This window comes from Cupriavidus alkaliphilus, from assembly GCF_014191175.1.
In the GTDB taxonomy this organism is placed as follows: Bacteria; Pseudomonadota; Gammaproteobacteria; order Burkholderiales; family Burkholderiaceae; genus Cupriavidus; species Cupriavidus alkaliphilus.
Genome location: NZ_JACHWE010000005.1, coordinates 283156 through 297418 on the forward strand (window position 1 = coordinate 283156; position 14263 = coordinate 297418).

The window sequence follows — 14263 nt, forward strand, 5'->3', positions numbered from 1 at the left end:
CCCATGCAGACTGATGGTTCCCTTCCTTCGCTCGATCTTGCCGGCCATGTCGCCACCATCACCTTGCGCCGCCCCGAGGTGGCCAACCGGCTTGGGCCGGACGACCTGGCCGAACTGCAGCGCCATGTCGAAGCCGTCAATGCCAGCGACGTGCGGGTGCTGCGGCTGCGCGGCACCGGCAAATACTTCTGCAGCGGCTTCGACATCGGCCGGCTGGCTGCCGGACAGCGCGGCGCCGGCTTCGAAACCCTGGTCAACGCGCTGGAAGACTGCCGCGCCGTCACCATTGCCGAGATCCACGGCGGCGTCTACGGTGGCGGCACCGACCTCGCGCTGGCGTGTGACTTCCGGCTCGGCACCGCGGCGGTCGACATGTTCATGCCCGCGGCGCGGCTGGGCCTGCATTTCTACCAGCGCGGCATGGAACGCTATGTCAGCCGGCTGGGGCTGAACCACGCCAAGCGCCTGTTCCTGACCGCCGAGCGCATCGATGCCGACGAGATGTTCCGCTGTGGCTTCCTGACCGAATTGCTGCCCGTCGAACGCCTGCGCGAGCGCGTGGAGCAACTTAGCGACACCGTGGCCGGGCTGGCGCCATTGGCCGTGCAAGGTATGAAGCGGCACCTGAACGCGATCAGCCAGGGCCGGCTGGATGCCGTGGCGCTTGCCGCCGACATCGGCGCGGCCAACGGCTCGCAGGATATCCGCGAAGGTGCGCTGGCCTGGCAGGAAAAGCGCCAGCCGCGGTTTACCGGGACCTGAGACGGCCAGGCGTGACGCGGCGGCGGCTACTGGCGCCGCTGCATCACCCACGCCACCGCGCGCGCCAGGAACGGCGACGTATCGCCTTCGCGATAGCTCATGATCACCGGCGACACGAAGCCGGGCGCATCGATGGGGCAGTAGCGCACATCGTCGCGGTGCAGGCGCTGGATCGACGCCGGCACCAGCGTGATGCCGATGCCGGCGGCCACCAGCCCCAGCGCGGTCTGTAGTTCGTTGGCTTCCTGCGCGACGCGCAGCTGCAGGCCTTGCGCGCGGAACAGCGACAGCAGGTGGTCGGCGTAGCTGGGCCGCGGCCTGGCCGGATAGAGAATGAACGGACGTGCCGCCAGCGCCTGCGGCGTCAGCGCCTTGCGCCGCGGTGCCGGCAGGCGCGCGGGCAGCGCGGCCACCAGCGGTTCGGCCATGACCACCTGCTGGCGGATGGCGGGATCGTTCAGCGCGATGCGGCCGAAGCCCAGGTCGATGCGGCCGGCCTTGAGCGCCTCGATCTGCTCGACGGTGATCATCTCGGCCAGTCCGACTTCCACCTGCTGGCCGTTGCGGTCCGATTCGCGCAGTTCGCGGATCAGCTCCGGCAGCACGCCGTACAGCACCGACGGCACGAAGCCGATGCCGAACCAGCGCTTTTCCTCGCGCCCGATGCGGCGCGTGCCCTCGATGGTTTCTTCCAGCCGCTGCGTCAGCTGCGTGGTCTGTTCCAGCAGGAAGCGCCCCGCCTCGGTCAGGCGCAGCCCGCGGCCAATGCGGTCGAACAGCGCCACGCCGACCTCTTCTTCCAGCTGCCGGATCTGGCGCGACAGCGGCGGCTGCGCCATATGCAGCCGCTCGGCGGCGCGGGTCACGTTCAGTTCCTGCGCCACCACCTGGAAGTAGCGCAGGTGCCGGAGTTCCATGGGCATCCTTTTCCATACCTTTAAGGTATTGATCGAGACATCATCGGTCTTGGACACCGGTAAAGTCAAGCCGCATACTTGGTCTCAACTTCAAATCGCATCGACAAGGTATGACCCCGACTATCACTTCGGTGGAAGCCATCCTGGTGGACCTGCCCACCATCCGGGCCCACCAGCTGGCCATGGCGACGATGCAGCAGCAGACCCTGGTGATCGTGCGGCTGCGCTGCAGCGATGGCGTCGAAGGCATCGGCGAGGCCACCACCATCGGCGGGCTGTCCTATGGCGACGAAAGCCCCGAAGGCATCAAGCTGACCATCGATACTTACCTGGCCCCGGCGCTGGCCGGCCAGGATGCCACCAATGTGCATGCCGCCATGGCACGCCTGGGCAAGGTCGCGCGCGGCAACCGCTTCGCCAAGTCCGCGCTCGAGACCGCGTTGCTGGACGCGCAGGGCAAGCGCCTGGGCGTGCCCCTGGCCACGCTGCTGGGCGGCGCGGTGCGCACGACGCTGCCGGTGCTGTGGACCCTGGCCAGCGGCGACACCGCGCGCGACATTGCCGAGGCCGAGCAACTGCTGGCCGAGCGCCGCCACGACACCTTCAAGCTGAAGATCGGCCGGCGCAGCGTGCGTGACGATGTGGCGCACGTGGCCGCGATCAAGCGCGCGCTCGGTGAGCGCGCGCGCGTCACCGTCGACGTCAACCAGGCCTGGAACGAGGCCGACGCCGCTACCGGCATCGCCATGCTGGAAGCCGCGGGCATCGACCTGGTCGAGCAGCCGACCCCGCGCGAGCAGCGCATGGCGCTGGCGCGGCTGGCGGCGCGCTTCGTGGTGCCGGTCATGGCCGATGAAGCGGTGTGCGGCCCGGAGGATGCCATGGAGCTGGCGCGCATCGGCGGCGCCGACGTGTTCGCGCTGAAGATCGCCAAGGCCGGCGGCATTTTCGGCATGCTGCGCACCGCCGCGGTGGGCGATGCCGCGGGCATCGCGCTGTATGGCGGCACCATGCTCGAAGGCAGCGTCGGCACCATCGCCGCGGCGCACGGCTTCTGCACGCTGCCGCAGCTGGCGTGGGGCACCGAGCTGTTCGGTCCGCTGCTGCTCAAGGACGATATCGTGCAGCGGCGGCCGGAATACCGTGATTTCAGCCTGCATCTGCCAGAGGGCCCGGGCCTGGGCCTGGCGCTGGACGAAGACAAGCTGGCGCACTACCGCCGCCACTGAGCTGGCAAGCCATTCCACGCCGGGCGCGTCGCGCGCGCCGGCGCATCACGCAGCGAGGAGACCATGAAGACACTATTCCAGCGGCTGGCACGCACCGGCCGCGCAGCGGCGCTGGCACTGGCCGCCGGCCTGGCGCTGGCCGCACCGGCCGCGCACGCCGCCTATCCCGACCATCCGATCCGCTGGATCGTGCCGTTCCCCGCGGGCGGCGCCATGGACAACATTGCCCGCACGCTTGGCGAAGAGATGTCGCGCACGCTCGGCCAGTCCATCGTCGTGGAAAACCGTCCGGGCGCCGGCGGCAATATCGGTGCCGAGCTGGTGGCGCGCGCGCCAGCCGACGGCTATACGCTGATCATCGTCGCCAACGGCATGGCCGTGAATCCGGCGCTGTACGGCCGCCTGAGCTACGACCCGGTCAAGGACTTCGCCCCGGTCTCGCTGCTGGCGGTGGTGCCCAACGTGCTGGTGGCCAACAAGGCGAGGCGCCAGGAAAGCACCATCAAGGAGGTGGTGGCGCATGCCAGGGCCGCGCCGGGCAAATACACCTACGCTTCGGCCGGCAACGGCACTTCGATCCACCTCGCGGGCGAGCTGTTCACGTCGATGGCCGGCGTCGACATGCTGCATGTCCCCTACAAGGGCAGCGGCCCGGCCATGACCGACCTGCTGGGCGGTCAGGTCGACTACATGTTCGACAGCATCACCTCGGCCCGTCCCCATATCGAATCGGGCAAGCTGACGGCGATCGCGGTCACCACCAGCAAGCGCTCCAGCGCGCTGCCCAATGTGCCGACGGTGGCGGAAGCCGGCCTGCCGGGCTATGAGCTGTCGCCCTGGTTCGCCGCCTTCGTGCCGGCAAAGACGCCGCAGCCGGTGATCGACACGCTCAACCGCGCCATGCTCGAGGCGCTGCGCAAGCCCGCGGTGCAGAAGCGCCTGGCGCTGATCGGCGCGGAGCCGATCGGCAGTTCGCCGGCCGGCTTGCGCGAGCATCTGGCGAAGGAAACCGACAAGTGGGGCGCCTTGATCCGGCAGCGGGGTATCCGGGCGGACTGAGCGGCCCTGATCACCCGCAAGGGAATCGCCGCGCACCGACGGCACGGCATAGATACCGTCTTTCTCCCATCCCCACTCCAGTAGGGAACAGTTCTCCGCCTCCCTACCGTTAGCCCCCGCAACAAAGAGCACGAATGCCAGCCAGGGCCATGCGCCCTGGCGATGCCGCATATCGTGTCGACCGGCAGGAACGGGCGCGCAGTGGCATGCCGCAGTCGGGCATGCAACACGGTTAGAACCATAACAACGGAAGCGCATACGTCTTCTTGGACGGTAAGGGGAGTGATCATGAGTTTTTTCAGGAGTCTGTCTATCCGCACGCGGCTGCTGGCCGGGTTCGGCACGCTGGCGGGCGTGGTGCTGGTGGTGTCGGCGTACTCGCTGCATGCGCTTGGCGAGGCGACGGCGGGTTTCAATGACTACCTGAACGGGTTGAACGCCCGGGCGGACATGGCCGCGCAGGTGCGCAACGCGGTCGACCGGCGTGCCATCGCGGCGCGCAACCTGGTGCTGGTGACGGATGCGGCGGAGCTGGAGCGCGAGAAGGCCGACGCCCTGCGCGCGCACGAAGACGTGCAGGCCCGGCTGGCGCGGCTCAGCGAGATGGTGCGCCAGCCTGGCGTCAGCGATGAGGCGCGCAAGCTGGTCGAGGACGTCGCCAGGGTCGAGGCGCAGTATGGTCCGGTTGCCACCGGCATTGTCGGGCTGGCGGTCGAGCGCAAGATCGAGGAGGCCGTCGGCCGGATCGATAAGCAATGCCGTCCGTTGCTGGCGGCGCTGATCAGGTCGACCGATGCCTATGCGGAGTTCACCAAGGCCCGCCAGAAGGAAATGGAGCGCAGGCTCGAGACAGACTACGAGCGCCAGCGCAACCTGCTGATCCTGATCTCGCTGGTGTCCGCGGTCATTGCGCTCGCTGGCGGCGTGCTGATCACGCGTGCCATCACGCGCCCGATCCAGCGCGCCGTGGAGGTGGCCGGCACCGTCGCCGGCGGCGACCTGGGCGCGCGCATCGAAGTGGATCGCCATGACGAGACCGGCCGCCTGCTGGCGGCATTGCGCGACATGAACGAGCGCCTGACCGCCACCGTGACCAGCGTGCGCGCCAGCAGTGGCAATATCGCCATCAGCACCAGCGAGATCGCCCGCGGCAATGCCGACCTGAGCAGCCGCACCGAGGAGCAGGCGGCCTCGCTGGAGCAGACCGCGGCCAGCATGGAGGAACTGACCGAGACCGTGCGCCAGAACACCGAGAACGCGCGCCAGGCCAGCGAGCTCGCGCGCAGCGCCGCCGATGTGGCGCAACGCGGCAGCACCACGGTGCAGCGCGTGGTCGGCACGATGCAGGACATCAGCGCCAGTTCGAGCAAGATCGCCGAGATCACCGGCATCATCGAGGGCATCGCCTTCCAGACCAATATCCTGGCGCTGAACGCCGCGGTGGAAGCGGCACGCGCCGGCGAGCAGGGCCGCGGCTTTGCCGTGGTGGCGAGCGAGGTGCGCGGGCTGGCGCAGCGCTCGTCGAGCGCGGCCAAGGAGATCAAGGAACTGATCGAGGCGTCTGGCCGGCAGGTGCAGGATGGTTCGTCGCTGGCCAGCGAGGCGGGCCAGACCATGGCCGAGGTGACCCAGGCAGTGGCGCGCGTGACCGGCATCGTCGAGGAAATTGCCACGGCGTCGGCCGAGCAGACCCGCGGCATCGAACAGGTCAACCAGGCCATCGTGCAGATCGACCAGGTCACGCAGCAGAACGCGTCGCTGGTGAGCGAGGCGGCCAATGCCTCGCGCGCGCTGGAAGAGCAGGGCCGCGAGCTGAGCGAGGTGGTGGCGTTCTTCCGCCTGCCCGGCGAAGCCGGGACCGTGGCGGCGGGCGCCGGCACGCTGGCCGCGCCGCGGCGCACGGCGCACCGGCTGGCCAGCGCATAGCCGCCGGCGCGCATGGCTGCGCGCGGGCGCCGGGGCGGGTAAACTGGCCGGTCCCGCCCCCTTATTGCCAACGCCATGACAGCCCTGCCGATTACTTTCGACGACGTCGCCGCTGCCCACGAACGGATCCGCGCGGCGGCGCACCGCACCCCGGTGCTGACCTCGGCCACCGCCGACGCCGCCACCGGCGCGCAGCTGTTCTTCAAGTGCGAGAACTTCCAGCGCATCGGCGCCTTCAAGTTCCGCGGCGCCTACAACGCCATTGCCCAGTTCACGCCGCAGCAGAAGGCGGGCGGGGTGCTGGCGTTCTCTTCCGGCAACCACGCGCAGGCCATCGCGCTGTCGGCGCGCCTGCTGGGCGTGCAGGCGGTGATCGTGATGCCGCAGGACGCCCCCGCGATCAAGATCGAGGCCACGCGCGGCTATGGCGCCGAGGTGGTGCTGTACGACCGCTACCGGGATGACCGCGAGGCCCTGGGCCGGCGCATTGCGAGCGAACGGGGCATGACGCTGATCCCGCCCTACGACCATCCGCACGTGATGGCCGGGCAGGGCACCGCGGCCAAGGAACTGTTCGAGGAAACCGGCCCGCTGGACATGCTGGTGGTGTGCCTGGGCGGAGGCGGCCTGCTGTCCGGCTGCGCGGTTGCGGCACAGGCGATGTCGCCCGGCTGCGCGGTGTACGGTGTCGAGCCCGAGGCCGGCAACGACGGCCAGCGCAGCCTGCGCAGCGGCGAGATCGTCCGCATCGACACCCCGCGCACCATTGCCGACGGCGCGCAGACGCCGTACCTGGGCAACCATACCTTCGCCGTGATCCGCGAGCTGGTGACGGATATCGCCACCGTGTCCGACGCCGAACTGGTCGAGACCATGAAGTTCTTCGCCGGCCGCATGAAGATAGTCGCCGAGCCCACCGGTTGCCTTGCCGCGGCCGCGGTGCTGCATGGCAAGCTCGATGTGAAGGGCAAGCGCGTGGGCATCATCGTGTCGGGCGGGAATGTGGACCTGGGGGCGTTTGCCGGCTTTGTCGGACAGGGCGGCCGCTAGGGAATCCTTGGCAAGCCCCGGCCTCTAAGCTGCAAAGCGTGACGACAGGGGCAGGGCTGACATGGCGGACAAGCATCAATACGACGTACTCGACACCGGCGCCGGCAAGCCGGTCAAGCTGTGGACGCGCGGCGTGCCGGTGGAGGGCGCCGCGCGCGAGCAACTGGTGAACACCGCCCGGATGCCGTTCATCTTCCGCCATCTGGCGGTGATGCCGGACGTACATCTGGGCAAGGGGTCGACCATCGGTTCCGTGATTCCGACCGTCGGCGCCGTGATTCCCGCGGCGGTAGGCGTCGATATCGGCTGCGGCATGATGGCGGTGAAGACCTCCCTGACCGCCGCCGACCTGCCCGACAACCTGGGCCAGCTGCGCAGCGCGATCGAGCACGCCGTGCCGCATGGCCGCAGCGCGCAGGGCGGGCGGCGCGACCAGGGCGCCTGGGGCAATGCGCCGGCGCATGTCGACGCCGCCTGGGCCGAGATGGCGCCGGGCTTTCGCCGCATCACCGACAAATACCCGCACCTGGCGCGCGCCAACCATCGCAGCCACCTCGGCACGCTCGGCACCGGCAACCACTTCATCGAGGTGTGCCTGGACGAGGCGCAGTCGGTCTGGTTCATGCTGCACAGCGGCTCGCGCGGTATCGGCAATGCCATCGGCACCACCTTCATCACGCTGGCGCAGCAGGACATGCGCCAGCACCTGGCCAACCTGCCGGACCGCGACCTGGCTTACCTGGTGGAAGGCTCCTCGCACTACGAGGACTACATCTACGCGGTGTCATGGGCGCAGGCCTATGCCCGCCGCAACCGCGAGCTGATGATGGAGGCGGTGCTGGCCGCCGCGCAGCGGGTGCTGCGCAAGCCGTTCCAGGCCCGGCTCGAGGCGGTGAACTGCCACCACAACTACGTGCAGAAGGAACACCACTTCGGCGCCGACGTGCTGGTCACGCGCAAGGGCGCGGTCAGCGCGCGCGCCGGCGAGCTGGGCATCATCCCGGGCTCGATGGGCGCGCGTTCGTTCATCGTGCGCGGCAAGGGCAATCCGGAGTCATTCTGCTCCTGCAGCCACGGCGCCGGCCGCACCATGAGCCGCAGCGAAGCCAAGCGCCGCTTCACCGTGGCCGACCAGAAGCAGGCCACCCAAGGCGTGGAATGCCGCAAGGACGCCGCCGTGATCGACGAGATCCCGATGGCGTACAAGGACATCGATGCGGTGATGGCGGCGCAGGCGGATTTGGTGGAGGTGGTGCATACGCTGCGGCAGGTGGTGTGCGTGAAGGGGTAGCGCAGGCGTCGGCGGTGCTCTGGATGTCAATCGACGCGCAGGCTGATCTTGGCTGTGAATTTCTGCCAGCGATCGATGTCGGCGTTCACCAGCTTCTGGAATTCAGTGGGTGTGCTGGTGGTCGTGGCAAAGCCCAGCTGCGTCAGCGATGCCTTGATCTCCGGCTTGGCAATGGCCCTGGCGATTTCCGCGTTTAACCGCTGCACGATCTCGGGGGGAGTATTGGCCGGGGCGAGAATGCCGAACCACTGGTCGACTTCATAACCGACCACGCCAAGCTCGCTGACAGTGGGCACGTCCGGCAGGAACGGCGAGCGGGCCTTCGACGTGACGGCCAGCGCGCGCAGCTTGTTGCTCTTCAGGTAGGGGATGGTATTGGTAAGCGTGTTAATACTGACGTCGGCCTGGTTGCCCAGCACATCAGCGAGGGCGGGGGCGCACCCCTTGTACGGCACATGCAGCATGTCCACCTTTGCCGAGGCCTTCAGCAACTCGCCCGCCAGATGCTGCGGCGTGCCGTTTCCGCACGAAGCATAGCTCGGTGGCGAGCCGCTCTTGCCGAGGGCCATCAGGTCGCCGAAGGTGCGGAGCTTCGAATGCGAGGGCACAGCGATCACCGACGGTACCGAAGCGAAGGTGATGACGGCGCTGAAATCGGACCTGGGATTGAATTGCAGCTTCTTGAATACACTTGGGTTGATCGCGAAGCTGCTGTTGACGATTAGCAGCGTGTAGCCGTCGGCCGGGCTCTTGGCGACGAACTCCGCGCCGATATTGCCGCTGGCGCCGGGGCGGTTGTCGACCACTACCGGTTGGCCCAGCGACTTGCTGATGTCAGCCCCAAGCAATCGCGCCAATGAATCGGTCCCTCCTCCGGCCGGGAAGGTCACCACCATGCGGATGGGCTTCTGCGGGAAGGTACTTGCGATGTTCGCCTCGGCGCGACCTGGAGCGGTTGCCAGGCTGCTCGCGACAAAGAGCAGCGATGCCAGACTGGGGACGACGGATAGGGGTCTCATTGATATGCCTCGTCGGTTAGGGTGGAGGAAGGGGGAAAGCCGGTCAATCGGGATCTATACGCACCGCCTCGCCGCGCTCGCCTCCTGCGCGTGCCAGTGCGGCTGCCGTCGCCAGCGCCGCCTCGCTGCCGGCATGGATGCGGTAGAGAGGTTGTCCCTGCTCCACCCTGGTCCCGATTTCGCATAGCAGGTCGACGCCCGCATCAGGGGCGAGCGGCGCTCCGGCGGCGCGTGCGACGCCGGAGATCTGCTGTCCATCGATGGCCACCACGCGGCCATGAACGGGTGCGTTCACCACGCAGGTCAGCGCACTGGGCGCCACGGGATCGGCACGCTTGCCCTGCGCGGCGGCAATGCGATCGAATGCGGCTTTTGCCTCGCCTGCGCTCAGCAGCGACGTTGCAATGCGCAAGCCCTCGCCGGGCGAGCCCACGCGTGGATCGAAGGCAATGATTTCGCCGGCGAAGCGCAGGGCCTTCTCGCGCAGGTCCGCGGGCGCGCGGGGATCGTTGGCAAGAACCTGGCGGACATCGCGCACTTCCAGTGCGGGGCCAACGCCGCGGCCGATCGGACGGCTGCCGTCCGTTACCAGCGCGCGCACGTGCATGCCGAGTCCCTTGCCGACGTGCTCAAACATCTTGCCCAGCGCCTCGGCGTCGGTGTGCGTGGCCAGCTTGGTCTGCGGGCCAAAGGGCAGGTCGACGATGACGTGTGTGGCCCCGGCGGTGTACTTCTTGGACAGGATCGACGCTACCGACCAGCGCCGCGAATCCAGGCGCAGCGGACGCGTAATCGCGTTCATCACGTCGTCGACCACGGAATGGTTCAGGCGGCCGTTCCATGCGATGCAGGCGCGCGCCTCCGCCACGCAGCGGCGCACGTCTTCGTGGGCCAGATCGACGCGCGCCACGGTTTCCATGGCATCGGCGGTGCCGGCGGCGGAGGTAATAGCGCGCGACGACGTCTTGGGCATGGCCAGCCCGTACGCCGCGACGATCGGCACGACGATCAGCGTGATGCGGCTGCCAGGCACGCCGCCGATGGAATGCTTGTCCACGACGATCGGCTCGTCCCACTCGATGCGCGGCGTGAATGCGGTTCGCGCGCGTGCCAGTGCCACCACTTCCTCGTTGCCCAGCGAGCGGGTGGCGGCAACCAGGAACGCGGTCAGCTCGGCTTCGGTGTACCGTCCCTCAATGGCGTCCCGCAGCACGGCAACGTAGGCCGCTTCGTCGAGCGGCTCGCCGCGGAGCTTGGCCATCAGGTTGGTGCGGCTGGCCGGTGCTCCGTTGCCGGATACGCGCGTGCCGTGCCGCAGCGCCTGGACGAAACGGGCCCTGCCCACCTCCAGCGTGCTGTCGTTCGACACGGTGATGCACGTGACATGCGGCGGCAGCGTCGCGCCGGTCCGCGCCACGCGCCTGGCGACCTGCTCGCCCGATTCGCGCCCGCGCGCGGCAATGCGCCGGGCCAGCACGTCATGCGGCGCCGTCACCAGGACGACCACGAAGCGCGGCAGGCGCCTGGCCAGTTCCGCGATCACGGCGCGCGAGCCGTTGGCGACGACGTTGCGTCCCCGTTCCAGTTCCGACATCAGCGAACGGGGCAAGCCATAGTGCAGGTCGTGCGCATCCCACGTTACCAGGAACTCGCCGCTGCGTTGGCGCCGGGCGAACTCTGCCTCCGAGACAGCTTCGTGCGCCTCGCCGGCAGCCCCATCGGGGCGCGTGATCACGCGCCGGGCGAACACGTAGTTGTCATCGAGCGCTGCCCGTGCCCCGTCCATCAACGAATCCTTGCCCGCGCCACTGGGGCCCACCACAAAGAAGAACGTGCCGCTCGTGCTCATGCCAATACCTTAGATGTCGAAGTTATTTGGAAATGCTAGCACCGGCTCTGGTACTGTCAAGGAAAGTTCGATGTCTAAGGTAATGCAAGCAGCGGGCCAGCGCCCGCAAATCCAGCGTGTGCGCGGGATTCGCGCATCCGTAGGGGAAAACACGGGGTAAGCGGGGTGCGCGCTCGCGGTGCTTTGTGCTTCGATTGCGCGCAGGGTGCACCGAAGGAGTGGACGCAACGCCGGCGGTGGGGAACGCCGGCGCACCGCGGCGCCGCGCGTGCGACGGAAGCGCTATCATGTGCGCTGTTGCGGGCACCGCGGGTCCGGTGCCGCATGGATGCGTTTCACTTCCCGCTTACCACTATGGCCACAAGAAAGCCGGATGCTCCGGTCACGATCACCCCACCGGATGAAGCCGATGAAGAGCGGCTTGCCCACCTGGTGAAAGACGCCGCGCGCGCCTATATCCGGGCCCTGCAACTGCGCCTGGCGGAACATTCGGTGTCATATGGCCACTGGACCATCCTGCGTATTCTGTGGCGCCATGACGGCCTGTCGCAGCGCGAACTGAGCGAGCGCGCCGGCGTGACCGAGCCGACTACGTTTGCGGCGGTGAAGGCGCTGGAGGCGCTAGGCTACGTGGAACGCACGCACCTGCCCGGCAACAAGAAGAAGGTGCACGTATTCCTCAGCAAGAGCGGACGCGCGCTGCGCCGCAAGCTCGAACCGCTGGCCACCGAGGTCAATGAACTGAGCGTGGAGGGAGTGAGCGAGGAGGATGTGCTGACCACGCGCCGCGTCTTGATCACCATCGCCAAGCGCCTTGTCGCCGATGAGATCGCCTCGGCGGAGCATGGCAGGCGTGTGCCGTCCACGCAGGAGATGGGGCGGCTGCTGTCGGACCTGTAGCCCGAGGCGGCCACTGCCAATGAAAAAGCCCCCGCCGGCGCGGCAGGCGAGGGGGAATGCCTTGGGTAGAAGGCGTGAAACCAGTGTGCAAGCGCCGCCGTGGGCAGGCGCCGGGCTTCAGGGCCTGGCTTTCAGGCTTCGTCCAGCCCGATATCCACGGCCGGTGCGGACTGCGTGATCCGGCTGGTGGAGATGTAGTCAACGCCGGTTTCCGCCACGGCCCGGATCGTTTCGAGGCGAATGCCACCCGAAGCCTCGACCTTGGTGCGGCCATTGACAATCTGCACCGCTTCCTTCATGTCGGGCACCGACATGTTGTCCAGCATGATCACGTCGACGCCGGAGGCCAGTGCCTCGTGCACCTGCTCCAGCCGATCGCATTCCACTTCCAGCTTGGTGAGCACCGGCAGCTTGCGGCGCACGCGTTCCACCGCGGCGGCGATGCTGCCGCAAACGGCGATGTGGTTGTCCTTGATCATCACGCCGTTGTCCAGGCTCAGCCGGTGGTTCAGGCCGCCGCCACAGGTCACCGCGTGCTTTTCCAGGGCGCGCAAGCCGGGCGTGGTCTTGCGGCTGTCGATCAGGCGCGCCCGGGTATGCGCAATGGCCTGCGCATAGGTGGCGGTCTGGTTGGCGATGCCGCACAGCCGCTGCATGATGTTCAGCGCGGTTCGCTCGGCCGTCAGCACGCTGCGCGCATTGCCGCTCACGTTCAGCAGCACCGCGCCCTTGCCAACCTTGTCGCCGTCGGCCACGCGCACGTCGACGGACAGGGTTGGATCGTAACGGCTGAAGATGCGTGCCGCCACGTCGATACCGGCGATGATCATCGGCTCGCGGGCATTCATGCAGAAGGTGCCGGTCTCACCAGGTTCGATCATGGTATGAACGGTCAGATCGCAGATGCCGATATCTTCGGTCAGCCAGAGGTCGATCAGCTTGTCGGTCGCATAGAGGTCGTACATGTAGGGCTCCTGAACGATGGGTGTCGGTACCCCGATAATCTTAGAGATCGAAGTACATGGCGTAATACTAGCGCCTTGTAAGGCCCTGTCAAGGAATATTCGACGTCTAAGAATATGGGATGCCGGCGCAGGCATGTCGACGTGCTACCGCCCAAACTGCCCCAGCACCGTCCCCACCGCCTCAAGCCCCGCCTCGATCATGTGCTGCATGTAGCTGCCCATCTGCGGCATCACCAGCATCAGCACCAGCAGCCCGCCCGACAGCGTCACCGGGAAGCCCACCGCGAAGATCGACAGTTGCGGCGAGGCGCGGTTGAGGATGCCCATGGCCAGGTTCAGGATCAGCAAGGCGGCGATCATCGGCAGTGCGAGCAGCAGGCCGGAGGCGAACACCATGCCGCCGGCGCGGGCCACGGCCATGGCGCCGCCGGCGGACAGCGGGGTGCCGCCGATGGGCAGGCTGTTGAAGCTGTCGACCAGCGCGCCCAGCATCAGCAGGTGGCCGTCCAGCGCCAGGAACAGCAGCACCGCGATCAGGTTCAGGAAGCGCGACAGCACCATGGTCTGGCCGCCGGCGGCGCGGTCGAAGAAGGACGCGAACGACAGGCCCATCTGCAGGCCGATGATCTCGCCGGCCTGCTGCACGGTGGCAAAGACCAGCCGCATGACGAAGCCCGTGGCCAGGCCGATGCCGACTTCATTGAGGATGATCAGCAGCCCGTCGAAGGAGTACACCGGCACCACCGGCAGCTGGGCAATGGTGGGTGAGACCACCATCGCGATCATCGCCGACAGTACGATCTTGGCGCGCCGCGGGATGGTCGATTCACCGAACAGCGGCGCGGTGCCGAGCAGCGCCAGGATGCGGAAAAACGGCCACAGGAAAGCCGCGAGCCAGCCGTAGAGCTGGGCTGAGGTGAACTCGATCACGGCGGCGGGTCAGCGGGCAGGCGGGGTGAAGTATGGCAACGGTGGCGGACAGCGGCGGATGGCGGCGTCGGCGGCCGCCGTCAGTGCGCCAGCGCGGGGATGCTCTGGAACACCTCGCGCATGTAGTCGACCATCGCGTTGATCATCCACGGGCCAGCCAGCACCATGGTGGCGAACAGGGCGATCAACTTGGGGATGAAGCTCAGCGTCATCTCGTTGATCTGGGTCGCGGCCTGGAACAGGCTGACCACCAGGCCGGCGGCCAGCGCCACCAGCAGCAGCGGGGCGGCCAGCAGCAGGGTCATCTTCATCGCCTGGGTGGCGATGGTCATTACGGTCTCTGGGGTCATGGATCTTGCGAAGGAA

The 14263-nt window shown here is 67.8% G+C and carries 13 protein-coding genes; 7 read left to right on the forward strand and 6 right to left on the reverse strand.

Features of this window, described 5'->3' with window-relative positions:
- Positions 1 to 3 precede the first annotated feature (3 nt).
- Positions 4 to 762, forward strand: coding sequence for an enoyl-CoA hydratase/isomerase family protein (locus FHX60_RS18885; protein WP_183284207.1), 759 nt, complete (start codon positions 4 to 6; stop codon positions 760 to 762).
- A gap of 26 nt (positions 763 to 788) precedes the next feature.
- On the opposite strand, the gene FHX60_RS18890 is transcribed toward FHX60_RS18885, so the two are convergent.
- On the reverse strand, positions 789 to 1679 hold the full coding sequence (locus FHX60_RS18890) for a LysR family transcriptional regulator (RefSeq protein ID WP_112774735.1): 891 nt from the start codon (positions 1677 to 1679) through the stop codon (positions 789 to 791).
- A gap of 110 nt (positions 1680 to 1789) precedes the next feature.
- On the opposite strand from FHX60_RS18890, the gene FHX60_RS18895 reads away from it, so the two are divergent.
- From FHX60_RS18895 to FHX60_RS18915, 5 genes are all read left to right on the forward strand, one after another.
- On the forward strand, positions 1790 to 2908 hold the full coding sequence (locus FHX60_RS18895; RefSeq protein ID WP_183284208.1) for a muconate/chloromuconate family cycloisomerase: 1119 nt from the start codon (positions 1790 to 1792) through the stop codon (positions 2906 to 2908).
- A 63-nt stretch (positions 2909 to 2971) separates the two neighbouring features.
- Entirely contained in the window at positions 2972 to 3967 is a 996-nt protein-coding gene (locus FHX60_RS18900) for a tripartite tricarboxylate transporter substrate binding protein (RefSeq protein ID WP_183284209.1), read from the forward strand.
- 288 nt (positions 3968 to 4255) lie between these two features.
- A complete protein-coding gene (locus FHX60_RS18905) occupies positions 4256 to 5893 on the forward strand; it encodes a methyl-accepting chemotaxis protein (protein ID WP_183284210.1) in 1638 nt (545 codons plus the stop codon).
- Positions 5894 to 5968: 75 nt separating this feature from the next.
- Positions 5969 to 6943 (forward strand): threo-3-hydroxy-L-aspartate ammonia-lyase, encoded by a 975-nt coding sequence (locus tag FHX60_RS18910; protein ID WP_112774738.1) that lies wholly within the window; start codon positions 5969 to 5971, stop codon positions 6941 to 6943.
- A 61-nt stretch (positions 6944 to 7004) separates the two neighbouring features.
- Positions 7005 to 8234, forward strand: a complete 1230-nt coding sequence (locus FHX60_RS18915) for an RtcB family protein (protein ID WP_183284211.1) — start codon at positions 7005 to 7007, stop codon at positions 8232 to 8234.
- Positions 8235 to 8260: 26 nt separating this feature from the next.
- Here FHX60_RS18915 and FHX60_RS18920 read toward each other — a convergent pair whose 3' ends face one another.
- Positions 8261 to 9253 (reverse strand): tripartite tricarboxylate transporter substrate binding protein, encoded by a 993-nt coding sequence (locus tag FHX60_RS18920; RefSeq protein ID WP_112774740.1) that lies wholly within the window; start codon positions 9251 to 9253, stop codon positions 8261 to 8263.
- Positions 9254 to 9296: 43 nt separating this feature from the next.
- The gene (gene phnN / locus FHX60_RS18925) at positions 9297 to 11102 is read right to left on the reverse strand and encodes a phosphonate metabolism protein/1,5-bisphosphokinase (PRPP-forming) PhnN (RefSeq protein ID WP_183284212.1); all 1806 of its coding nucleotides are present in this window, start codon (positions 11100 to 11102) and stop codon (positions 9297 to 9299) included.
- A 354-nt stretch (positions 11103 to 11456) separates the two neighbouring features.
- Here phnN and FHX60_RS18930 point away from each other — a divergent pair, with 354 nt between their 5' ends.
- Complete coding sequence (locus tag FHX60_RS18930; protein ID WP_183284213.1) at positions 11457 to 12002, forward strand: MarR family winged helix-turn-helix transcriptional regulator; 546 nt, start codon at positions 11457 to 11459, stop codon at positions 12000 to 12002.
- Positions 12003 to 12133: 131 nt separating this feature from the next.
- Here the strand turns inward: FHX60_RS18930 and nadC are convergent, their stop codons facing one another.
- The 3 genes from nadC to fliQ form a co-directional block, all read right to left on the reverse strand.
- Positions 12134 to 12967, reverse strand: a complete 834-nt coding sequence (gene nadC / locus FHX60_RS18935; RefSeq protein WP_183284214.1) for a carboxylating nicotinate-nucleotide diphosphorylase — start codon at positions 12965 to 12967, stop codon at positions 12134 to 12136.
- Positions 12968 to 13111: 144 nt separating this feature from the next.
- Entirely contained in the window at positions 13112 to 13897 is a 786-nt protein-coding gene (gene fliR / locus FHX60_RS18940) for a flagellar biosynthetic protein FliR (RefSeq protein ID WP_183284215.1), read from the reverse strand.
- Between the two features lie 80 nt (positions 13898 to 13977).
- Entirely contained in the window at positions 13978 to 14247 is a 270-nt protein-coding gene (gene fliQ / locus FHX60_RS18945) for a flagellar biosynthesis protein FliQ (RefSeq protein ID WP_012355210.1), read from the reverse strand.
- Positions 14248 to 14263 lie beyond the last annotated feature (16 nt).

What these genes read in the sequence shown, in the direction of transcription:
- FHX60_RS18885 (WP_183284207.1), top strand. Translation starts at nt 4, where the DNA reads ATGCAGACTGATGGTTCCCTTCCTTCGCTCGATCTTGCCGGCCATGTC.
- FHX60_RS18890 (WP_112774735.1), bottom strand. Translation starts at nt 1,679, where the DNA reads ATGGAACTCCGGCACCTGCGCTACTTCCAGGTGGTGGCGCAGGAACTG.
- FHX60_RS18895 (WP_183284208.1), top strand. Translation starts at nt 1,790, where the DNA reads ATGACCCCGACTATCACTTCGGTGGAAGCCATCCTGGTGGACCTGCCC.
- FHX60_RS18900 (WP_183284209.1), top strand. Translation starts at nt 2,972, where the DNA reads ATGAAGACACTATTCCAGCGGCTGGCACGCACCGGCCGCGCAGCGGCG.
- FHX60_RS18905 (WP_183284210.1), top strand. Translation starts at nt 4,256, where the DNA reads ATGAGTTTTTTCAGGAGTCTGTCTATCCGCACGCGGCTGCTGGCCGGG.
- FHX60_RS18910 (WP_112774738.1), top strand. Translation starts at nt 5,969, where the DNA reads ATGACAGCCCTGCCGATTACTTTCGACGACGTCGCCGCTGCCCACGAA.
- FHX60_RS18915 (WP_183284211.1), top strand. Translation starts at nt 7,005, where the DNA reads ATGGCGGACAAGCATCAATACGACGTACTCGACACCGGCGCCGGCAAG.
- FHX60_RS18920 (WP_112774740.1), bottom strand. Translation starts at nt 9,253, where the DNA reads ATGAGACCCCTATCCGTCGTCCCCAGTCTGGCATCGCTGCTCTTTGTC.
- phnN (WP_183284212.1), bottom strand. Translation starts at nt 11,102, where the DNA reads ATGAGCACGAGCGGCACGTTCTTCTTTGTGGTGGGCCCCAGTGGCGCG.
- FHX60_RS18930 (WP_183284213.1), top strand. Translation starts at nt 11,457, where the DNA reads ATGGCCACAAGAAAGCCGGATGCTCCGGTCACGATCACCCCACCGGAT.
- nadC (WP_183284214.1), bottom strand. Translation starts at nt 12,967, where the DNA reads ATGTACGACCTCTATGCGACCGACAAGCTGATCGACCTCTGGCTGACC.
- fliQ (WP_012355210.1), bottom strand. Translation starts at nt 14,247, where the DNA reads ATGACCCCAGAGACCGTAATGACCATCGCCACCCAGGCGATGAAGATG.